Source organism: Arthrobacter sp. E70, from assembly GCF_058266945.1.
The window spans coordinates 15968-32746 of the sequence record NZ_JBYQFR010000017.1 but is presented as its reverse complement, the minus strand read 5'-3'; the positions used below and the strand labels follow the sequence as shown (position 1 = coordinate 32746).

15 protein-coding genes and 2 tRNA genes are annotated in these 16779 nt (G+C 64.8%); 12 read left to right on the top strand and 5 right to left on the bottom strand.

Annotated features, from left to right (window positions below; genetic code table 11):
* Positions 1 to 284: 284 nt before the first annotated feature.
* The 7 genes from gyrB (at position 285) to AC3IMC_RS18090 (ending at position 7315) form a co-directional block, all read left to right on the top strand.
* The gene (gene gyrB, locus AC3IMC_RS18120) at positions 285 to 2369 is read left to right on the top strand and encodes a DNA topoisomerase (ATP-hydrolyzing) subunit B (RefSeq protein WP_490920116.1); all 2085 of its coding nucleotides are present in this window, start codon (positions 285 to 287) and stop codon (positions 2367 to 2369) included.
* 55 nt (positions 2370 to 2424) lie between these two features.
* Positions 2425 to 5103, top strand: coding sequence for a DNA gyrase subunit A (gyrA, locus tag AC3IMC_RS18115; RefSeq protein WP_490920115.1), 2679 nt, complete (start codon positions 2425 to 2427; stop codon positions 5101 to 5103).
* The gene (locus tag AC3IMC_RS18110) at positions 5096 to 5785 is read left to right on the top strand and encodes a DUF3566 domain-containing protein (protein WP_490920113.1); all 690 of its coding nucleotides are present in this window, start codon (positions 5096 to 5098) and stop codon (positions 5783 to 5785) included. Before gyrA ends, AC3IMC_RS18110 begins: the two co-directional genes overlap by 8 nt.
* Positions 5786 to 5882: 97 nt before the next feature.
* Positions 5883 to 5956: transfer RNA gene (locus AC3IMC_RS18105), tRNA-Ile, on the top strand.
* Positions 5957 to 6027: 71 nt separating this feature from the next.
* On the top strand, positions 6028 to 6144 hold the full coding sequence (locus tag AC3IMC_RS18100; RefSeq protein WP_221384434.1) for a DLW-39 family protein: 117 nt from the start codon (positions 6028 to 6030) through the stop codon (positions 6142 to 6144).
* Between the two features lie 72 nt (positions 6145 to 6216).
* Positions 6217 to 6292: transfer RNA gene (locus tag AC3IMC_RS18095), tRNA-Ala, on the top strand.
* An 81-nt stretch (positions 6293 to 6373) separates the two neighbouring features.
* Complete coding sequence (locus tag AC3IMC_RS18090; RefSeq protein WP_490920111.1) at positions 6374 to 7315, top strand: DMT family transporter; 942 nt, start codon at positions 6374 to 6376, stop codon at positions 7313 to 7315.
* A 23-nt stretch (positions 7316 to 7338) separates the two neighbouring features.
* Here AC3IMC_RS18090 and AC3IMC_RS18085 read toward each other — a convergent pair whose 3' ends face one another.
* Together AC3IMC_RS18085 and AC3IMC_RS18080 are read right to left on the bottom strand one after the other, a co-directional pair.
* On the bottom strand, positions 7339 to 8184 hold the full coding sequence (locus AC3IMC_RS18085) for a glycosyltransferase family 2 protein (RefSeq protein WP_490920110.1): 846 nt from the start codon (positions 8182 to 8184) through the stop codon (positions 7339 to 7341).
* A gap of 125 nt (positions 8185 to 8309) precedes the next feature.
* The gene (locus AC3IMC_RS18080) at positions 8310 to 9260 is read right to left on the bottom strand and encodes a hypothetical protein (protein ID WP_490920109.1); all 951 of its coding nucleotides are present in this window, start codon (positions 9258 to 9260) and stop codon (positions 8310 to 8312) included.
* 155 nt (positions 9261 to 9415) lie between these two features.
* On the opposite strand from AC3IMC_RS18080, the gene AC3IMC_RS18075 reads away from it, so the two are divergent.
* From AC3IMC_RS18075 to AC3IMC_RS18065, 3 genes are all read left to right on the top strand, one after another.
* Positions 9416 to 9961 carry a peptidylprolyl isomerase gene (locus AC3IMC_RS18075; protein WP_490920107.1) on the top strand — a complete coding sequence of 182 codons (546 nt, stop codon included), beginning with the start codon at positions 9416 to 9418 and terminating at the stop codon, positions 9959 to 9961.
* 9 nt (positions 9962 to 9970) lie between these two features.
* Entirely contained in the window at positions 9971 to 10849 is an 879-nt protein-coding gene (locus tag AC3IMC_RS18070) for a rhomboid family intramembrane serine protease (RefSeq protein WP_490920106.1), read from the top strand.
* Positions 10850 to 11459: 610 nt separating this feature from the next.
* Positions 11460 to 11870 (top strand): carboxymuconolactone decarboxylase family protein, encoded by a 411-nt coding sequence (locus AC3IMC_RS18065; RefSeq protein ID WP_490920175.1) that lies wholly within the window; start codon positions 11460 to 11462, stop codon positions 11868 to 11870.
* Between the two features lie 203 nt (positions 11871 to 12073).
* Here AC3IMC_RS18065 and AC3IMC_RS18060 read toward each other — a convergent pair whose 3' ends face one another.
* Both AC3IMC_RS18060 and AC3IMC_RS18055 read right to left on the bottom strand, forming a co-directional pair.
* Positions 12074 to 12679, bottom strand: a complete 606-nt coding sequence (locus tag AC3IMC_RS18060) for a DNA-3-methyladenine glycosylase I (RefSeq protein WP_490920105.1) — start codon at positions 12677 to 12679, stop codon at positions 12074 to 12076.
* Positions 12680 to 12741: 62 nt separating this feature from the next.
* Complete coding sequence (locus tag AC3IMC_RS18055) at positions 12742 to 12993, bottom strand: cell division protein CrgA (RefSeq protein WP_490920104.1); 252 nt, start codon at positions 12991 to 12993, stop codon at positions 12742 to 12744.
* 172 nt (positions 12994 to 13165) lie between these two features.
* Between AC3IMC_RS18055 and AC3IMC_RS18050 the strand changes: the two genes are divergently transcribed.
* The gene (locus tag AC3IMC_RS18050) at positions 13166 to 13960 is read left to right on the top strand and encodes a class E sortase (protein WP_490920103.1); all 795 of its coding nucleotides are present in this window, start codon (positions 13166 to 13168) and stop codon (positions 13958 to 13960) included.
* 169 nt (positions 13961 to 14129) lie between these two features.
* The gene (locus AC3IMC_RS18045) at positions 14130 to 14768 is read left to right on the top strand and encodes an aminodeoxychorismate/anthranilate synthase component II (RefSeq protein ID WP_490920102.1); all 639 of its coding nucleotides are present in this window, start codon (positions 14130 to 14132) and stop codon (positions 14766 to 14768) included.
* Positions 14769 to 14818: 50 nt separating this feature from the next.
* Here the strand turns inward: AC3IMC_RS18045 and pknB are convergent, their stop codons facing one another.
* Entirely contained in the window at positions 14819 to 16771 is a 1953-nt protein-coding gene (gene pknB / locus AC3IMC_RS18040) for a Stk1 family PASTA domain-containing Ser/Thr kinase (protein ID WP_490920101.1), read from the bottom strand.
* Between the last annotated feature and the right edge of the window lie 8 nt (positions 16772 to 16779).

Here is a 16779-nt window from a genome sequence, read left to right as displayed (position 1 = left end):
GCCCTAGGCGGGCCCAAGAGCTTCGCACAGCCATGTCGGCGGCCGCCCACGGCCCGGGAATGCGGGGATATGGGCCTGTTCGCGGTAGAATTGTCGCAGATAACTGGGCGCGGGTAAAACGTTGACTGAGTCCGTTTTCCGCGCGTATCCGCACGCGGAAAGTGGATCACCAAACCGTCAGCGAGCCACCGGCGCCATAAGTTTGTGCCTGTTGGCGGGTGCCCTTTCCCAGTGGAAGGGACACCGGCCGGCCATCATCGAGAACAGAGGAGTCGACAGCGCCTGTGGCTAACGACAATACAGACATTCTGGCAGCTGAAACCGCAGTTGAGGATGGCCGCACGCCCGATACGGCGGGATCCCCAACTCCCCGGGAGTACGGCGCCAGTGACATCACTGTCCTGGAAGGCCTCGAAGCTGTCCGGAAACGGCCCGGCATGTACATCGGCTCCACCGGACCCCGTGGCCTCCACCACCTGGTCTATGAAGTGGTGGACAACTCAGTTGACGAGGCTTTGGCCGGTTACTGCAGCCACATCGAAGTAGTGCTGCAGGCGGATGGCGGCGTCAAGGTCGTGGATGACGGCCGCGGGATTCCCGTCGACATGCACCCCACAGAGCACAAACCCACGGTTGAAGTGGTGATGACCATCCTGCACGCCGGCGGCAAGTTCGGCGGCGGCGGCTACGCTGTCTCCGGCGGCCTGCACGGCGTGGGTATCTCCGTGGTCAATGCACTTTCCAGCCGGGTGGACACGGAGGTCCGCCGGCAGGGGCACGTATGGCGGATGTCCTTCGCCAACGGCGGCAAGCCCCAGGGCAGCCTGGTCAAGGGCGAAGAGACGGACGCCACCGGCACCACCCAGGTTTTCTACCCGGACCCGGCCATCTTCGAGACCACCGAGTTCGATTTCGAGACGCTGCGCGCCCGCTTCCAGCAGATGGCATTCCTCAACAAGGGACTGCGCATCACGCTGACGGATGAACGCGACGCGGCCACCGACGACGCGGACGCCGATCTCGACCTCGACGAGCTGGTCACCGAGGGTGAGGTCAAGGCCGAACACCGCACCGTGGTGTACCAGTACAACGAAGGCCTGCTGGACTACGTCAAGCACCTGAACTCCGGTAAGAAGGTGGAGGTTGTCCACGAGGACGTCATCGCCTTCGAAACTGAGGACACCGAGCGCCGCATCGCGCTGGAAATGGCAATGCAGTGGACCAGCGCCTACTCCGAGAGCGTGCACACCTACGCCAACACCATCAACACCCATGAGGGCGGCACCCACGAAGAGGGGTTCCGCGCCGCCCTGACGTCGCTCATCAACAGGTATGCCCGGGAAAAGGGCATTATCAAGGAGAAGGACGACAACCTCACCGGCGACGACATCCGCGAAGGCCTCACCGCTGTCATCTCCGTCAAGCTGTCCGAGCCGCAGTTCGAAGGCCAGACCAAGACCAAGCTGGGCAATTCCGAGGTGAAGGGCTTTGTCCAGCGTGTGGTCACCGATGGCCTGGGTGACTGGCTGGAGCGCAACCCCGGCCCCGCCCGTGACGTGATCCGCAAAGCCATTTCCGCCGCCCAGGCTCGAATGGCGGCGCGGAAAGCCCGTGACAACGCCCGGCGCAAGAGCCCGCTGGAGTCCTTTGGCATGCCCGGCAAACTCTCCGACTGCTCCTCCAAAGACCCGGAGAAATGCGAGGTCTACATCGTGGAGGGCGACTCGGCCGGCGGTTCCGCCAAGCGTGGCAGGAACCCGGAAACGCAGGCCATCCTGCCGCTGCGCGGCAAGATCCTGAACGTGGAGCGTGCCCGCCTGGACAAGGCCTTGGGCAACGCCGAGGTCCAGTCGATGATCACCGCGTTCGGCACCGGCATCGGCGAGGACTTCGACCTCGCCAAGCTGCGGTACCACAAGATCGTCCTGATGGCTGATGCCGACGTCGATGGACAGCACATCACCACGTTGCTCATGACCTTGCTGTTCCGCTACATGCGTCCCTTGATCGAGAACGGCTATGTGTATTTGGCGCAGCCGCCGCTGTACCGGATCAAGTGGTCCAACGCCCCGCACGACTACGTCTACAGCGACCGCGAACGTGACGCGAAACTGGTTGCTGGCCAGGCAGCAGGCCGCCGCATCCCCAAAGACAACGGCATCCAACGCTACAAGGGCCTGGGCGAGATGGACTACACCGAACTCTGGGACACCACCATGGACCCGGACCACCGCACGCTGCTGCAGGTGACTATGGACGACGCCCTCGCAGCCGACCAGATCTTCTCCGTCCTCATGGGCGAAGACGTGGAATCACGCCGCAACTTCATCCAGCAGAACGCCAAGGACGTCAGGTTCCTCGATATCTAAAGCCCCTGGCCAAAGTATTCGGAAACCGGCATATACCTGAAACGGAAAATACATAATGAGCGACGAAACACCCGAGACCCCCGCCCCCGAGGCCGGGAATCCGGACACCGTTCTTGAGGGCGACGTGCTGATCGACCGCGTGGAGCAGGTGGACCTGCAGACCGAAATGCAGCGGTCTTACCTGGACTACGCCATGGCGGTCATCGTTGGCCGTGCCCTTCCTGACGTCCGCGACGGTCTGAAGCCCGTACACCGCCGCGTCCTGTATGCGATGTTCGACGGCGGCTACCGTCCCGACCGCTCCTTCAACAAGTGCGCCCGCGTGGTGGGCGAGGTCATGGGCCAGTACCACCCGCACGGTGACACGGCAATCTACGACGCCCTGGTGCGCCTGATCCAGGACTGGACCATGCGCTACCCGCTGGCGCTGGGCCAGGGCAACTTCGGGTCGCCCGGCAACGACGGCGCCGCCGCCCCCCGTTACACCGAAACCAAGATGGCCCCGCTGGCCATGGAGATGGTCCGCGACATCGACGAGGAAACCGTCGATTTCCAGGACAACTACGACGGCAAGAACCAGGAACCCACCATCCTGCCCGCCAGGTTCCCCAACCTGCTGGTCAACGGTTCGTCCGGCATCGCCGTGGGCATGGCCACCAACATCCCCCCGCATAACCTGCGCGAAGTGGCCGACGGCGTCCAGTGGTACCTGGCCAATCCGGGTGCCAGCCGCGAGGAGCTGCTCGAGGAACTCCTGCTCCGGGTCAAGGGGCCTGATTTCCCCACCGGCGCCACCATCCTGGGCCACAAGGGCATCGAGGACGCCTACCGCACCGGCCGCGGTTCGGTCACCATGCGTGCCGTGGTGGCTGTCGAGGAACTGCAGGGCCGCACCTGCCTCGTGGTGACCGAACTTCCGTACCAAGCCAACCCGGACAACCTTGCCATCAAGATCGCCGAACTGGTCAAGGACGGCAAGATCCAGGGCATCGCCGACCTCCGCGACGAAACCTCCGGGCGCACGGGCCAGCGCCTCGTGATCGTGCTGAAGCGCGACGCCGTGCCCAAGGTGGTGCTGAACAACCTCTACAAGCACACCGAACTGCAGAGCAACTTCTCCGCGAACATGCTGGCGATCGTGGACGGTGTGCCCCGGACCCTGAGCCTGGACGCGTTCATCCGCCACTGGGTGACCCACCAGATGGACGTCATTGCCCGCCGCACCCGGTACCGGTTGCGGAAGGCGGAGGAGGAAGCACACATCCTCCGTGCCCTGTTGAAGGCACTGGACATGCTGGACGAGGTTATTGCCCTCATCCGGGCATCCAGCACCACCGAGACCGCGCGTGACGGACTCATGGAGTTGCTGGACATCGATGAGCTCCAGGCGCGGGCCATCCTTGACATGCAGCTGCGCCGGCTCGCTGCGCTGGAACGCCAGCGCATCCAGGAAAAGCACGCCGAACTCGAAGCACTGATCGCCGAATACAAGGAGATCCTCGCCTCTGAGCAGCGCCAGCGCGAGATTATCAGTACCGAACTCGGTGAGATCGTCGAAAAGCACGGCGACGACCGCCGCACGAAGATCCTCATGGGCTATGACGGGGACATGTCCATGGAGGACCTCATCCCCGAAGAGGAGATGGTGGTCACCATCACCCGCGGCGGGTACGTCAAGAGGACCCGCAGCGACAACTACCGTTCGCAACAGCGCGGCGGCAAGGGCATCAAGGGTGCCCAGCTGCGCGGCGACGACGTCGTGGAGCACTTCTTCGTCACTACCACGCACCACTGGCTGCTGTTCTTCACCAACCTCGGACGGGTGTACCGCGCCAAGGCGTACGAGCTGATGGAGGCGGGCCGCGACGCCAAGGGCCAACACGTTGCCAACCTGCTGGCATTCCAGCCCGAGGAACACATCGCCCAGGTCCTGGACCTCCGGGACTACCAGCAGGCGCCGTACCTGGTCCTGGCCACCAAGAACGGCCTGGTGAAGAAGACCCGGCTGGAGGACTACGACACCAACCGCTCCGCCGGGGTCATCGCGATCAACCTGCGCGACGGCGACGAACTGGTATCCGCCCAGCTGGTCTCGGAAACCGATGACCTGCTGCTGGTGTCCCGCAAGGGCCAGTCCATCCGTTTCACCGCGAGCGAGGACGCGCTGCGCCCCATGGGGCGGGCGACGTCGGGCGTTACCGGAATGAAGTTCCGCGAGGACGATGAGCTGCTCGCTGCCAATGTGGTGACCGACGGTTCCTTCGTCTTCATCGTCACGGAAGGCGGCTACGCCAAGCGCACGGCGGTGGAGGAATACCGGCTTCAGGGCCGCGGCGGACTGGGCATCAAGGTCGCCAAGCTTGCGGAGGAACGCGGCGACCTGGTGGGAGCCCTCATCGTCCAGGAAGAAGACGAGGTCCTGGTGGTCATGGAAGGCGGCAAGGTTGTCCGCTCCTCCGTCGCCGGGGTCCCTGCCAAGGGACGTGACACCATGGGCGTTATCTTCGCCAAGCCGGACAAGAACGACCGGATCATCGAGGTGGCGCGCAACAGCGAACGCGGTCTCGAGGACGAGGAATCGTCCGGCGATGACGTAACGTTGGCTGAAGATGGCGGGCCCGCTGGGGACTCCGCCGCGCCAGCAATGGCAGAAGAATCACCGGCCGTTGAGTCAGAGGACGCCTCGGGCGACGCTGAGCCGAACGAAGACAACACGGAGGTAACGAGTGAGTAATTCCGACTCATTTCCCAAGCCGAACAGCACTGTTCCCGGTGGCGACCGGCCTTCAGCGGCACCCCGCGTGAACGCCCCCGTCCGTCCGCAGCAGCGTCCGGCAGCCCCTGCCGGTGTTCCCGGCCAGCGTCCCGCTGCGCCGGCACAGCGGCCGCAGCAGCAGGGTGAGCGCCCTGTGCAGCCCGGCCAACGGCCGGTTGCCGGACAGCCCGGCCATCGCCCGCCGGCGGCGGGCCAGCGCCCCGCGGGGGCGCCCTCCGGCCAGGGAAGCACCGGCCAGGGCACGCCCGGGCTCGTCAAGCCTGCGCCGAAGGCCAAGGTCCGCCGGGCCCGGCTGCTGATCAGCAAAGTGGATCCGTGGTCAGTGCTGAAGATGGCGTTCCTGCTCTCCGTGGCTTTGGGGATCGTTACCGTGGTGGCCGCCATCGTCCTGTGGACGGTCCTGGACCTCACGGGCATCTTCGACCAGGTGGACAGCCTGCTCGGAACCCTGGCCGGATCCGAAAGCGGCGGCTTTGAGCTGAAGAAGGTGGCATCCCTGGGGCAGGTGGCATCCTTCGCCACCATCATCGCCGTCGTCAACGTAGTCCTGCTGACGGCACTGTCCATGCTGTCCGCGGTCCTTTACAACATCGCCGCCACCCTGGTGGGTGGCATCGGCGTGACCCTCACCGACGATTAGGAGACCGTTTCCAGCGGTCCCCGGCCGGTGGAAACGCCCGATTTGAGATCGGGCCGGGATGTGCTGTAAAGTCATGTCTCGGCCCGATGAGGCATCGGGGCGTATAGCTCAGGCGGTTAGAGCGCTTCGCTGATAACGAAGAGGTCCCAGGTTCAAGTCCTGGTACGCCCACGGAACCTGTGCAGGTTTCAAACGGAGGTCAGGTTCGGATTCGTCCGCAGCCCGGCCGGAACGGGGAGCATGTGAAGAAGTTGCTTGTAGTGGCAGCGGCGATCGCAGGCGTCCTGCTCTACCGGAAGGCACAGGAATCCGAAGCCCGGAAAACAGTTTGGAGCCAGTCAACCGACACGGTGGACTAGGCCGGACACCCGGTCTGGAAGCTGGTCAAAGGCCTCCAGGTTTCAGGGTATGATGGACGGGTTGCTTCTTATGGGGGCATGGCGCAATTGGTAGCGCACCTGCTTTGCAAGCAGGGGGTTCGGGGTTCGAGTCCCCGTGCCTCCACCATAGGAAAGTCCCGGTCAGCGGAAACGCAGACCGGGACTTTTGCTTTCCATCTCCCATCGGGACGGCCAACAGGGGTATGCAATGAACTTCTTCTTCGCGGCCCTCGGAGTCCTCGGCGTTGCTTCGTCCGGCCCGTTGATCGCGGCCACCCTTGGCGCCACCAGCGTGAGCGCACTCGCTATTGCCTTTTGGCGCAACGCCATCGCGGCGGCCGTCATGGCCACGCCAACCCTGGTGCGGGAGCCGGGACAGTTCCGCAGGATCAACCGCCGCGAGTTCCGATGGTCCTTCGTGGCAGCCATCGCCCTCGCCCTGCACTTCGCCTGCTTCATCACCTCGCTGCAACTGACGTCCGTTGCCGCCGCCACGGCCCTGGTCTGCCTCCAGTCAGCCTGGATCGCGGTCTTCCAGCTCATCCGAGGGACCCGGCACCGCTGGCAGGTCCTGGCCGGCCTGGGCGTTGCCTTCGGGGGCGTGGTGGCCATCACCGGGTTCGACCTCGGGTCATCGTCCCAGGCGCTGCTGGGTGACCTGCTGGCCCTGGCGGGCGGGGCCCTGGCTGGCCTCTACACCCTGGCGGGTGGCAAAGCCCGGCAGAGCATGACCACGGGGACGTACACCACGCTCTGCTACGGAATGTGCGCCGCGTTCGTTGCGGTCATGGCTGTACTGTCAGGGCAGCCACTGGCGGGCTTCGAGGCGGCCGGGTGGCTCGGTATTGCGGCGATCACCGTTTGTGCCCAGCTGGTGGGCCACACAGCATTCAACCATCTGCTGGCCACCATGAGCCCGCTCCTCGTTTCGATGATCATCCTGCTCGAGATCCCCGGTGCTGCACTGCTGGCGGCCCTGTTCCTGCACGAGACTCTCCCTGCGGGCACCTACGCCGGACTCGGCCTGATCCTGGCGGGACTCGCCGTCGTCGTCCTTGGCCAACGGAGCGGCAGGGGCAACAGGCGCGGAACGGCACCCGGCGACGAGCCGCCGTCGGACCGCCCGCTGGTGGAGCTCGGTACGGACTGAAGGCGCCTGAAGGCGACTGAAGGCTACTGTCCGCCGCGGCGGACCGGCTGGGCCGTATTGACCGTGTGGATTGCGCGCAGGAGCTTGGCCGGGAAATACACCGAGAAGAACACCACCATGGGGGCCTTCAGCGCCATCTTCCGGACGTTATGGGCCTTGTACGTCCGGTCGAACCGTGTGACGTAGTAGCGGTAATCGCGTGGTGAATCCTCCAGCCGCCGAGCAGACATCCCGGAAACCATTTGCGGACAATAGCGGACCGGAAGGTCATGGTCGGCCAAATGCAGGGACAAGTCGATGTCCTCGTGCATCTCGTCCTTCTCGTCCCGGCAGGTCTCATCCCTGATGGCCTCCCACGCACTGGCGCGCAGGGCCATGTTGGAGCCGAAGAGGAAGTGATACTGGTGCTTGGCCAGCTTCAGCATGAGCTGGCGCATTTTGTCGTCCGCTTTGAGGCCGAAGCGGCGCATCGGCATGTCGTAGTAGACCACCGGGCCGGTGGCAGCCTGGACGGCGGGGTCCGCGAAGGCCTTCTGCACCTGCTCCACCCAGTCCGGCTCCAGGACGGAGTCGGCGTCGATGCGGCCCAGGATGTCACCGGTGGCACTGTCCAGGCCGAAGTTGCGGGTGGGAATCAATCCCTGTTCCTTGTCCTGGCTCAGCAGAAGGATGCGGCTCTCGGGGTACTCCAGCTGCATCTGCCGGACAATGGCGGCGGTGCGGTCCTTGGAGAGGTTGTCCACCACGACGATCTCGTGGGCCGGCACGGACTGGTATATGGCAGCGATGAGGCACTGCCGGATGACGCTCTCCTCGTTGTACGCCGGGATGACGATGGATACGCGGAGCTGCTCGGCTGCGTCGTTCAAGGCATCCCCAGAGATAGGTTGGCTGGCATCAGTTCAAATCTAGCACCCGCGCCTTTTCCCGACGGCGAAGCGCACGGCATGCAAAAGGGGCCCCGCCGAAGCGGAGCCCCTGGCAGCAGCGGTGCCTAGGCTTCGCTGGTGCCTTTGCCGTTGTTGCCGATGTTGGAAGCGATGTTCCTGGTGGCGGTCTTGGCGTCGGTGGCTACGTCGGAGGTGCCCTCGGTCGAAGCCTCTGCCACGTGCTTTGCCTTGTCAGCGGTTTCGGCGGACTTTTCCGTGGCATCGGCGTCGGTGGCCTTGTCAGCAGCGGCACCGGCAGCAGTTCCGGCCACGTCTTCCTTCACGTCGCTGACAGTGGTAGCCGGCACCGGAGCGGGCGTCGGAGTGACGGGCGAGGGGGTCTTCCACGGGTCTTCCACCGGCTTGGAGGCCTTCCATGCGGCCACGCCGGCGGCAACTGCCGCAGCGACGACGCCAAAGACCAGCCAGCCGCGCTTCTTGGGCTTTTCCGGCTGGGCAAGCTGAACGCCTACGGTCCGGCCCGCTTCAGTGGCAGCTGCCTTCAGCTGGGTGCCGGTGGCCTGGGCCTGTTCCTGGAGGGCGTGGATGAGTCCCACGTCGCCCAGCTTCTGCGCCACTGCGTCCACCCGGGCCGGTGTGTTCTCGAGGGTGCGGTGCACTGCCTCGGAAGCGACACCGATCTGGTCCGAGAGCCGGGGCAGGTATTCCACCACCACACGGTCGCGGGCATTGAGGACAACCGGGGTTGCCTTGTCCAGGGCTTCGTGCAGCCTGGGCGATGCGCCCTCCACAACCTCATTGATCTTGGGGGCCAGATGGGCCAGCCCGTCCTGGATACGCGGCGTCACCGTGGCCACGCCGTCCGCCAGGTTGTGCGCGGCGGATTTGAGGCCTTCCTGGATCTTGGGAGAAGCAGTGTCCAGGCCGTGCTGGAGCCTCGGAACCGCCCACTCCACGGCAGCTTCCACCCGAGGAGCCGCCCAATCCTTGGCATTTTCCACCGCACTGGTGACCGACTGCTCAAGGTCACGGGCAATACGATCCGATTTCTTCACAACTACCTCCCGATTAATGTGACGGTTCTGTCGCTAGCCTACGTGCCCAGATCTTCACGGGCTATTCACTCTGCGGATTTTAGGGAGATTTCACCCAGCGCGGAACTGCTGCCGCAGCCAGCCCTGCCCATAGCCGCCATGGAAGAATGGGCCCTATGACTGCCATCGCAACTGCAAAAGCAACCATCCACACCAGCCTCGGCGACATCGTGGTTAACCTGTTCGGGAACCACGCTCCCAAGACGGTCAAGAACTTCATCGGCCTCGCCACGGGCGAGCAGGCGTGGACCCACCCGGAGACCGGCGAGGACAAGACCGGGACCCCGTTGTACAACGGGACGATCTTCCACCGGATCATCAAGGACTTCATGATTCAGGCGGGCGATCCCCTGGGCCGCGGCACCGGCGGACCCGGCTACCGCTTCGATGACGAAATCCACCCGGAGCTCAGCTTCAACCGGCCCTACAAGCTGGCAATGGCCAACGCCGGCATCCAGATGGGCAAGGGCACCAACGGGTCACAGTTCTTCATCACCACCATTCCCACGGACTGGCTCCAGGGCAAGCACACCATCTTCGGTGAAGTGGCTGACGAGGAATCCAAGAAGGTAGTGGACGCCATCGAGGGTGTCCGCACCGGCATGGGCGACCGCCCCGTTGAGGACGTCACCATCAACAGCATCGACATCGAAAAGCTGTAACGTCCGGGAATGAGTTACGGAATTCCGTCGGCTGAGCCGTCCGCGCAGGTTCCGGTCTGCCCGCGGCACCCGGACCGGCCCTCGTACGTGCGCTGCCAGCGTTGCGGCAGGCCGGCGTGCCCTGAGTGCCAGCGGGCGGCCGCCGTCGGATTCCAGTGCATTGACTGCGTCAATGAAACGCAGCGGACGACGCCGGAGGTACGCACGGTCTATGGCGGCGCCGTCGCCACTGGCCGGCCTTTGGTGACGTTCGGCATCATCGCCGCCTGTGCGGTGCTGTACGTACTGCAGTGGCTGGTTCCAAATGATGCGGTGTACCAAAGCCTGGGCTTCGCGAACGTGTACGCGGAGCCCCGCTGGGGCGAGTTCGAGCCCTGGCGGATGCTTACCTCTGCATTCCTGCATTCGCAGGGCTTCATCCTGCACATCGCCCTGAACATGTACATGCTTTGGGTGTTCGGCCAGGCCCTGGAGCCGCTCCTGGGGCGCCTGCGGTTCCTGGTGCTTTACCTGGTGTCGGCATTTGGCGGTTCAGTGGGCTACCTGCTCCTCACACCGCTTTATCTGCCCGGCCAGCCCTTGTATGGAGTGGTGGGTGCCTCGGGTGCGATCTTCGGCCTCTTCGGTGCCATGCTCCTCATCCAGCGCCATCGCGGCGGGGACACACGCCAACTCTGGGTACTCATCGCCATCAACGGCGTCATCGGCTTCCTGATCCCCCAGATCGCCTGGCAGGCGCACCTGGGCGGCCTGGTTGCCGGCGGCCTGTGCGCCGCGGTGTTCGCCTATACCCCGCGCGGCCGCAGACAGGGGCTGATCCAGGCCCTCGGCGTCGCAGCGGTTTTGGCGCTGCTCATCGCTGTGAGCTGGGTCCGTGTGACCCTCTAGCATTTCCTTTGCGGCTTCGGCCCCACGCGTGACCCCGGTACCGGACGGTGCTGGGGTTTTCGTTTTCCACAGCTCTTTTCCACAGTGTTAATAACTTACATGCCTGTAGTTCTCGCAGCTTGTGGCCCCGATCCGCGCGATGGCGGAGTGGCGGCTCCAGCACCGAGCGCCTTTTCCACACCCGTGGATAACCTGTGGGGATAGTGGTGTGCGTAAGTGGATAAACAGGCGGTTTGGCTCCCGTATGTGGATATGCAGGCCTGCGGCGGGAAGATCAGGGACCTTCTACCCTGTGCAGGTGGCCCTTTCAACACGTTATGCACACTGTTAATAACTGACAGTCCTGTAGTTTGCCGGGGCAAATATGCCGCAGGACTAGGCAGGATCGGGTCCAGGTCGGGTTTTTCCCCGAGGTTTCCCACAGCTGTGGATAAGTTGTGGGTATTGCGATGTTGGTAAGTGGATAAGCGCTCCCCATCGGGGGACGGGCGTGATCCTAAGATGGTTACCTGTGGTTACCTGCCACCCAGGATCGACACGAAGGGCCGCCGTGACGCGCACTACTGAGCACCTCTATCTGGATAAGCAGCACCCGGCCCTGTGGAAGGCCATGAGCGCACTGGGACTCAAGGTCCAGGAAGCGGCAGAAGAGGCAGGCATTGGCAGGGGCCTGCTGGAACTCCTCAATGTGCGCATCTCCCAGATCAACGGCTGCGCCTACTGCCTGGACCTCCACGTCCGGAAGGCCAGCGAGGCCGGAGAGACCGCGCAGCGGCTGGCGGTGCTCCCGGCATGGCGGGATACAGCCCTGTTCACGGACAGGGAGCGTGCTGCCCTGGCCCTCGTGGAAAGCATTACGGAGTTGCCGGACCAGCAGTCCAGGGAACGGGAGGAAGCCTTTGCCCGCGAGTGCCTTTCGGCGGAGGAGTATTCCGTGGTGAGTTGGCTGGCCGTGACCATGAATGCTTTCAACCGGGTCTCCATCACCAGCCACCACCCGGTCCGGCGCAACCGTCCGTGAGCCGCGGGCGCAGAAGCTGCTTTATCCACAGGTATTCCACACTGTTAATAACCGCATGGCGGGGGCAGGTTTCCACTGCAAACCCGGTGGCCGCCGGACAGTGGGAGGAACGCCGGGATGCGGCGGAAAGTTCTCCACAATGTGGATAACTTTCCCAACAGCTGGGGACAACCACCCTTGCTGGCAGCCAGGACGGCGAAGAATCAGGACGGCCAGATTCCGGACGACCCGCGCCGGTGGCTCGCCAGCAGGTGTGTATCCACGATCCCCACCGCTTCCATGAGGGCGAACATGGTGGTGGGTCCCACAAAGGAGAAGCCCCGCTTCCGCAGCGCCTTGGACAGGGCGATGGACTCCGGGGATTGGGTGGGGATATCGGCAGGCGTCGTCGGCGCCGGCGTACTGGCCGGGCGGAAACTCCACACGAAGTCCACCAGTCCCCCATCGCTGCGGAGATCAAGCGTCGCCCTGGCATTCCTGATCGTCGCGTTGATCTTGAGGCGGTTCCTGATAATGCCGGCGTCCTGCATGAGGCGGTCAATGTCCGCTTGGCCGTAGCGCGCCACGGCATCGGGGTCGAAGTCCGCGAAGGCGGCGCGGAAGGCGGGGCGCTTGCGGAGTATGGTGGCCCAGGACAGCCCTGCCTGGAAACCCTCCAGGCAGATGCGTTCGTAAAGCCCCTGCTCGTCGGTGACGGGCAGGCCCCATTCATGGTCGTAGTAGGCCCGCAGCAGCGGGTCGGTGGAAGCCCAGGCGGGCCGGGCGAGGCCGTCCTCGCCCACAATCACGCCAACAGGATCGGGAGCCAAGTTCGATCCTCCTATGAGTGGCGACGGCTTAAGTGGCGACGGCGGGAACAGCAGGAAGCTGGCTAGGAACGCCAGCGGGTGGTCATCAGGAAGCCAACGATGGCGATGCCGAAGCCGGCCACGATGTTCCAGGACTGCCATGCCTGGACCGGGAAGCGGCCCTCGCTGATGTAGAACGTGATGATCCAGAAGAGCCCGATGATCATCAGACCGAACATCACAGGCTTGAACCAGACCGGATTGGGCTTGTAGGCCTCCGGGGCAGCCGGCCCGGCGGTGCTGGCGGTCTTCTTGCGAGGCTTTGACTCGGGCACTGGCTCTCCTTGGCGGGCTGGGCAAGCTCGGCGTCCCGGGCTTGATATCCTGCAAGAAGGAAGTTGCCAGCGGTCTGCGCGATCTTGGTCAAATCTGGATTCTTACTAGCAGCCAATTCTACCGGCAGTTCATGGGCAGCCAGTGCCCAGCCTAAACGTCCGAGGAGAGCGCGTGGTATTGCAGGAGAAGGCGGTGCGTACCGCCGCCCCGGCGCCGCGCCGCGCCTTCCTCCGCGGAACAGTCCAGATCCTGGGCGAACTGCTCATCACCGCAGGGATCATCCTCCTGCTCTTCGTCGCCTGGCAGTTGTGGTGGACCAACGTCGAGTCGGATGCCAAGCAGAGCCAGGTCATTAAGGAATTCGCCCAGGACCTGGCTGCGCCTGCCCCCACTGAACCGGCACCCGGGGCCACAACTCCGCCAGCCGCTGCTGAGGACTTCGGCACGCCGGTGGTGGGCACGGCCCCCGGGCATGCCGGAACGATCGGCATCATGTACATCCCCAGGTTCGGCCCCAGCTATACCAGGCCCATCGTGCAGGGAACCAGCCAGGACGTCCTTGACACCCTGGGCCTGGGTCATTACAGCAACACGGCCATGCCGGGCGCGGTAGGAAATTTCGCCGTGGCCGGCCACCGGCAGACCCACGGCGCCGTGCTGGACAACATTCACACCCTGGTACCGGGCGACAAGATCTACGTACAGACAAAGGACGGGTTTTACGTCTACGTCTTCCGCAACAACCAGATAGTGCTGCCCTCGCGCACCGATGTCCTTGAACCGGTACCGACGCAGCCAGGTGTTGCCCCCACCGAAAGCTACCTCACCATGACCAGTTGCAACCCCCGCTTCGGCGCCGAAGAGCGCATCATCGCCTACGCCCTGCTGGACAGTTGGCGTCCTGCGTCGGCCGGACCGCCGGCTGAAATCGCGGCCCAGGTGGCGGCGGCAACGGGACGGGGCTGAGCATGTACGCCTGGATCTTCCGCCACCTCCCGGGGCCGCTTTGGCTGCGGATCGTCTTCTCACTGGTACTCATTGCCGTTGCACTGGTATTGATGGTCCAGTTCCTTTTCCCCTGGATGTCCCACTTCACCCAATTCACCGACTCAACGATTGGTTCCGCAGACCAGCCATGACAACCAAGATCCTGGTAGTGGATAACTACGACAGCTTCGTCTACACCCTGGTGGGCTACCTCCAGGAACTCGGCGCCGAAACCACGGTGGTCCGCAACGACGACGTCACGCTGGCCGAGGCCATTGAACTGGCCAGCACCCGCGATGGCGTCCTGATCTCCCCGGGCCCCGGCAATCCCGCCGAAGCCGGTGTCTGCATCGACCTGATCAAGTGGTGCGGCGAAAACAGCGTTCCCATGTTCGGCGTGTGCCTGGGCCACCAGGCGCTGGCGGAGGCTTTCGGCGGCAAGGTGACGCACGCCCCCGAACTCATGCATGGAAAGACGTCCTTGGTGGAACACATTGGCACCAGCGTCTTCTCCGGCCTGCCCTCCCCCATCACTGCCACCCGCTACCACTCCCTGGCGGCCGTGCGGGATTCCATCCCCGATGTCCTGGAAGTGACTGCCCAGACCGCATCCGGCGTGGTCATGGGCCTGCAGCACCGGACCGCCCCCCTCTGCGGGGTGCAGTTCCACCCCGAATCAGTGCTGACCGAGGGCGGCTACCAGATGCTGGGCAACTGGCTGGAGTCGCTCGGCATGAAGGGTGCCGCCGCCCGCGCTGCGAAGCTCAGCCCGCTCATCCAGCACTGAGCCCGCTCCCTGGACAAAACCGGATCAGGCAAGCCCAGGGCCCGCCTCCGTCAGCCCTTCTTCGTCGACGTCGGGGTCGGGGTCGGCGTCGGCGTCGGGGTAGGCGTGGGTGTTGGCGACGGCGGCGCCTTGGCCACCACGATGGTGACGGTCTTTCCCTGCTCCACGGCGGCGTTGACGGGATCGCTTTGATCGGTCACCCTGCCGGGCTCCACCTGCGCGTTCTCCACCTCGATCACTGCTGGGACCAGGCCCAGCTCCTTGAGCGCGGCTTCCGCCTCTTCCCGGGTCCGGCCGCGGAGCTCCGGAACCGCCACCTTGCCGGTGGAAACCACGAGTTCGACGGTCGTTCCCACGCCAACGCTCTGCCCCGGCGCAGGGCTGGTGGTGATGACGATCCCGGCGGGCACGGTGGCGCTGTTCGCCGTCGTGGTGGAGGGCGCCCCCACCAGCCCCACTTGCCGCAGGATGTCGCGTGCGGCCGCTTCTGTCTTCCCTGGCAGGTTGTCCGGGACCTTCACGGAGCTCGGGCCGTCGGAAATGTTCAGCACCACTTCGGCGCCGGGATCCAAGGTGGCACCGGCGGCCGGATCCGTGCCGATGGCGGTTCCCTTGGGCACGGTGTCGTTTTGCGAGCGGGCGATCCTGGGTTTCAGGTTCGCGTTGTACAACTCCTGCAGGGCAGCGGTTTCGGTCATGGCGGCCACCGCAGGTATCTGCACCTTTGGTGCAGGCGGTGCAGGCCGGTTGACCGTCGCGTAAAGCCACAGGCCGGCGCCCGCGAGCACCAGGAGCGTGAAGACCACAAGGGTGGCAATCCACGCACGACGCCGGGAATTCCGCCGGGGGCTCTGCTCACGTTCCGGCCGCAGTCCCAGGGGCGCCGGCTCCGCTGCCGTGCGCCTGTCCATTCCCTGCGCGGCAACTATCGCTTCGTCGTCGTCATGGAACATGGTTGCGGCGGTCAGGATGCCGGTGGGCGCCTCGTCCCGGACGCCCGCGCCCGTGGCGGCAAGGGTCTCGGTGGCCGGGGCCGGGGCTGCAGGAACGTGGTCGTTGGGGTCGGTGGGCGCTTCCGACGCGGGAAGGGCAGGAACGGCAACACCGGCCCGGGCGGCCCGCAGGGCGCGGCGGAAGGCGGCGGCATCCTGGAACCGGTCATCGCGGTTTTTTTGCAGCGCCTTGGCAATCACGCTGTCCAGCGCGGGCGAAACGTCAGGATTGAGGCTGCTGGCCGGTTCCGCGATTTCACGGACGTGCTGGTACGCCACCGACACCGGGCTGTCGCCGATGAACGGCGGCCTCGAGGTCAGCATTTCGTAGAGCAGGCAGGCGGCGGAATAGAGGTCGCTGCGGGCGTCCACGGTTTCGCCCCGGGCCTGTTCGGGCGACAGGTATTGGGCGGTGCCCACCACTGCCTGCGTCTGGGTCATCGTGGCCGAGGAGTCGGCGATGGCGCGGGCGATCCCGAAGTCCATCACTTTCACCGAATTGGTGCCCTCGCAATACATCACGTTGGCAGGCTTGATGTCCCGGTGCACGATGCCGGCCTTGTGGCTGTACTCCAGCGCGCCGAGTACGCCCAGGCAGTAGTCGATAGCCTGCCCGATGCTGATCTCGTTCGCGCGGATCAGGTCACGGAGGGTCCGGCCCTCCACGTATTCCATCACGATGTACGGCACCCGGACGTCCTCGCCGGAGCCGTCATGGACCAGGTGCTCGCCGGTGTCGAAGATGGCAACAATCGAGGGATGGTTCAGCGCAGCCACCGCCTGCGCCTCCCGCTTGAACCGGGCCTGGAACTGTGGGTCCCTGGCCATGTCCGGACGGAGCAGCTTGATGGCGACCGTGCGGCCCAGCCGGGTGTCAGTGCCGCGGTAGACGTCGGCCATGCCGCCCCGGCCAATGAGACCGCCCAGCTCGTACCGGCCGCTCAGGATGCGCCGGTTATCCACCGGCAGGCTGTCCTCCCGGTGCAACGGTGTGCGTGGTGACTCATTCACTGGTGATC

Excerpts from the sequence above, each read along its gene's own strand:
- AC3IMC_RS18070 (WP_490920106.1), top strand. The coding sequence starts at position 9,971 with ATGAGTTACGGAATTCCGTCGGCTGAGCCGTCCGCGCAGGTTCCGGTC.
- AC3IMC_RS18075 (WP_490920107.1), top strand. The coding sequence starts at position 9,416 with ATGACTGCCATCGCAACTGCAAAAGCAACCATCCACACCAGCCTCGGC.
- AC3IMC_RS18090 (WP_490920111.1), top strand. The coding sequence starts at position 6,374 with ATGAACTTCTTCTTCGCGGCCCTCGGAGTCCTCGGCGTTGCTTCGTCC.
- AC3IMC_RS18065 (WP_490920175.1), top strand. The coding sequence starts at position 11,460 with ATGAGCGCACTGGGACTCAAGGTCCAGGAAGCGGCAGAAGAGGCAGGC.
- AC3IMC_RS18045 (WP_490920102.1), top strand. The coding sequence starts at position 14,130 with ATGACAACCAAGATCCTGGTAGTGGATAACTACGACAGCTTCGTCTAC.
- gyrA (WP_490920115.1), top strand. The coding sequence starts at position 2,425 with ATGAGCGACGAAACACCCGAGACCCCCGCCCCCGAGGCCGGGAATCCG.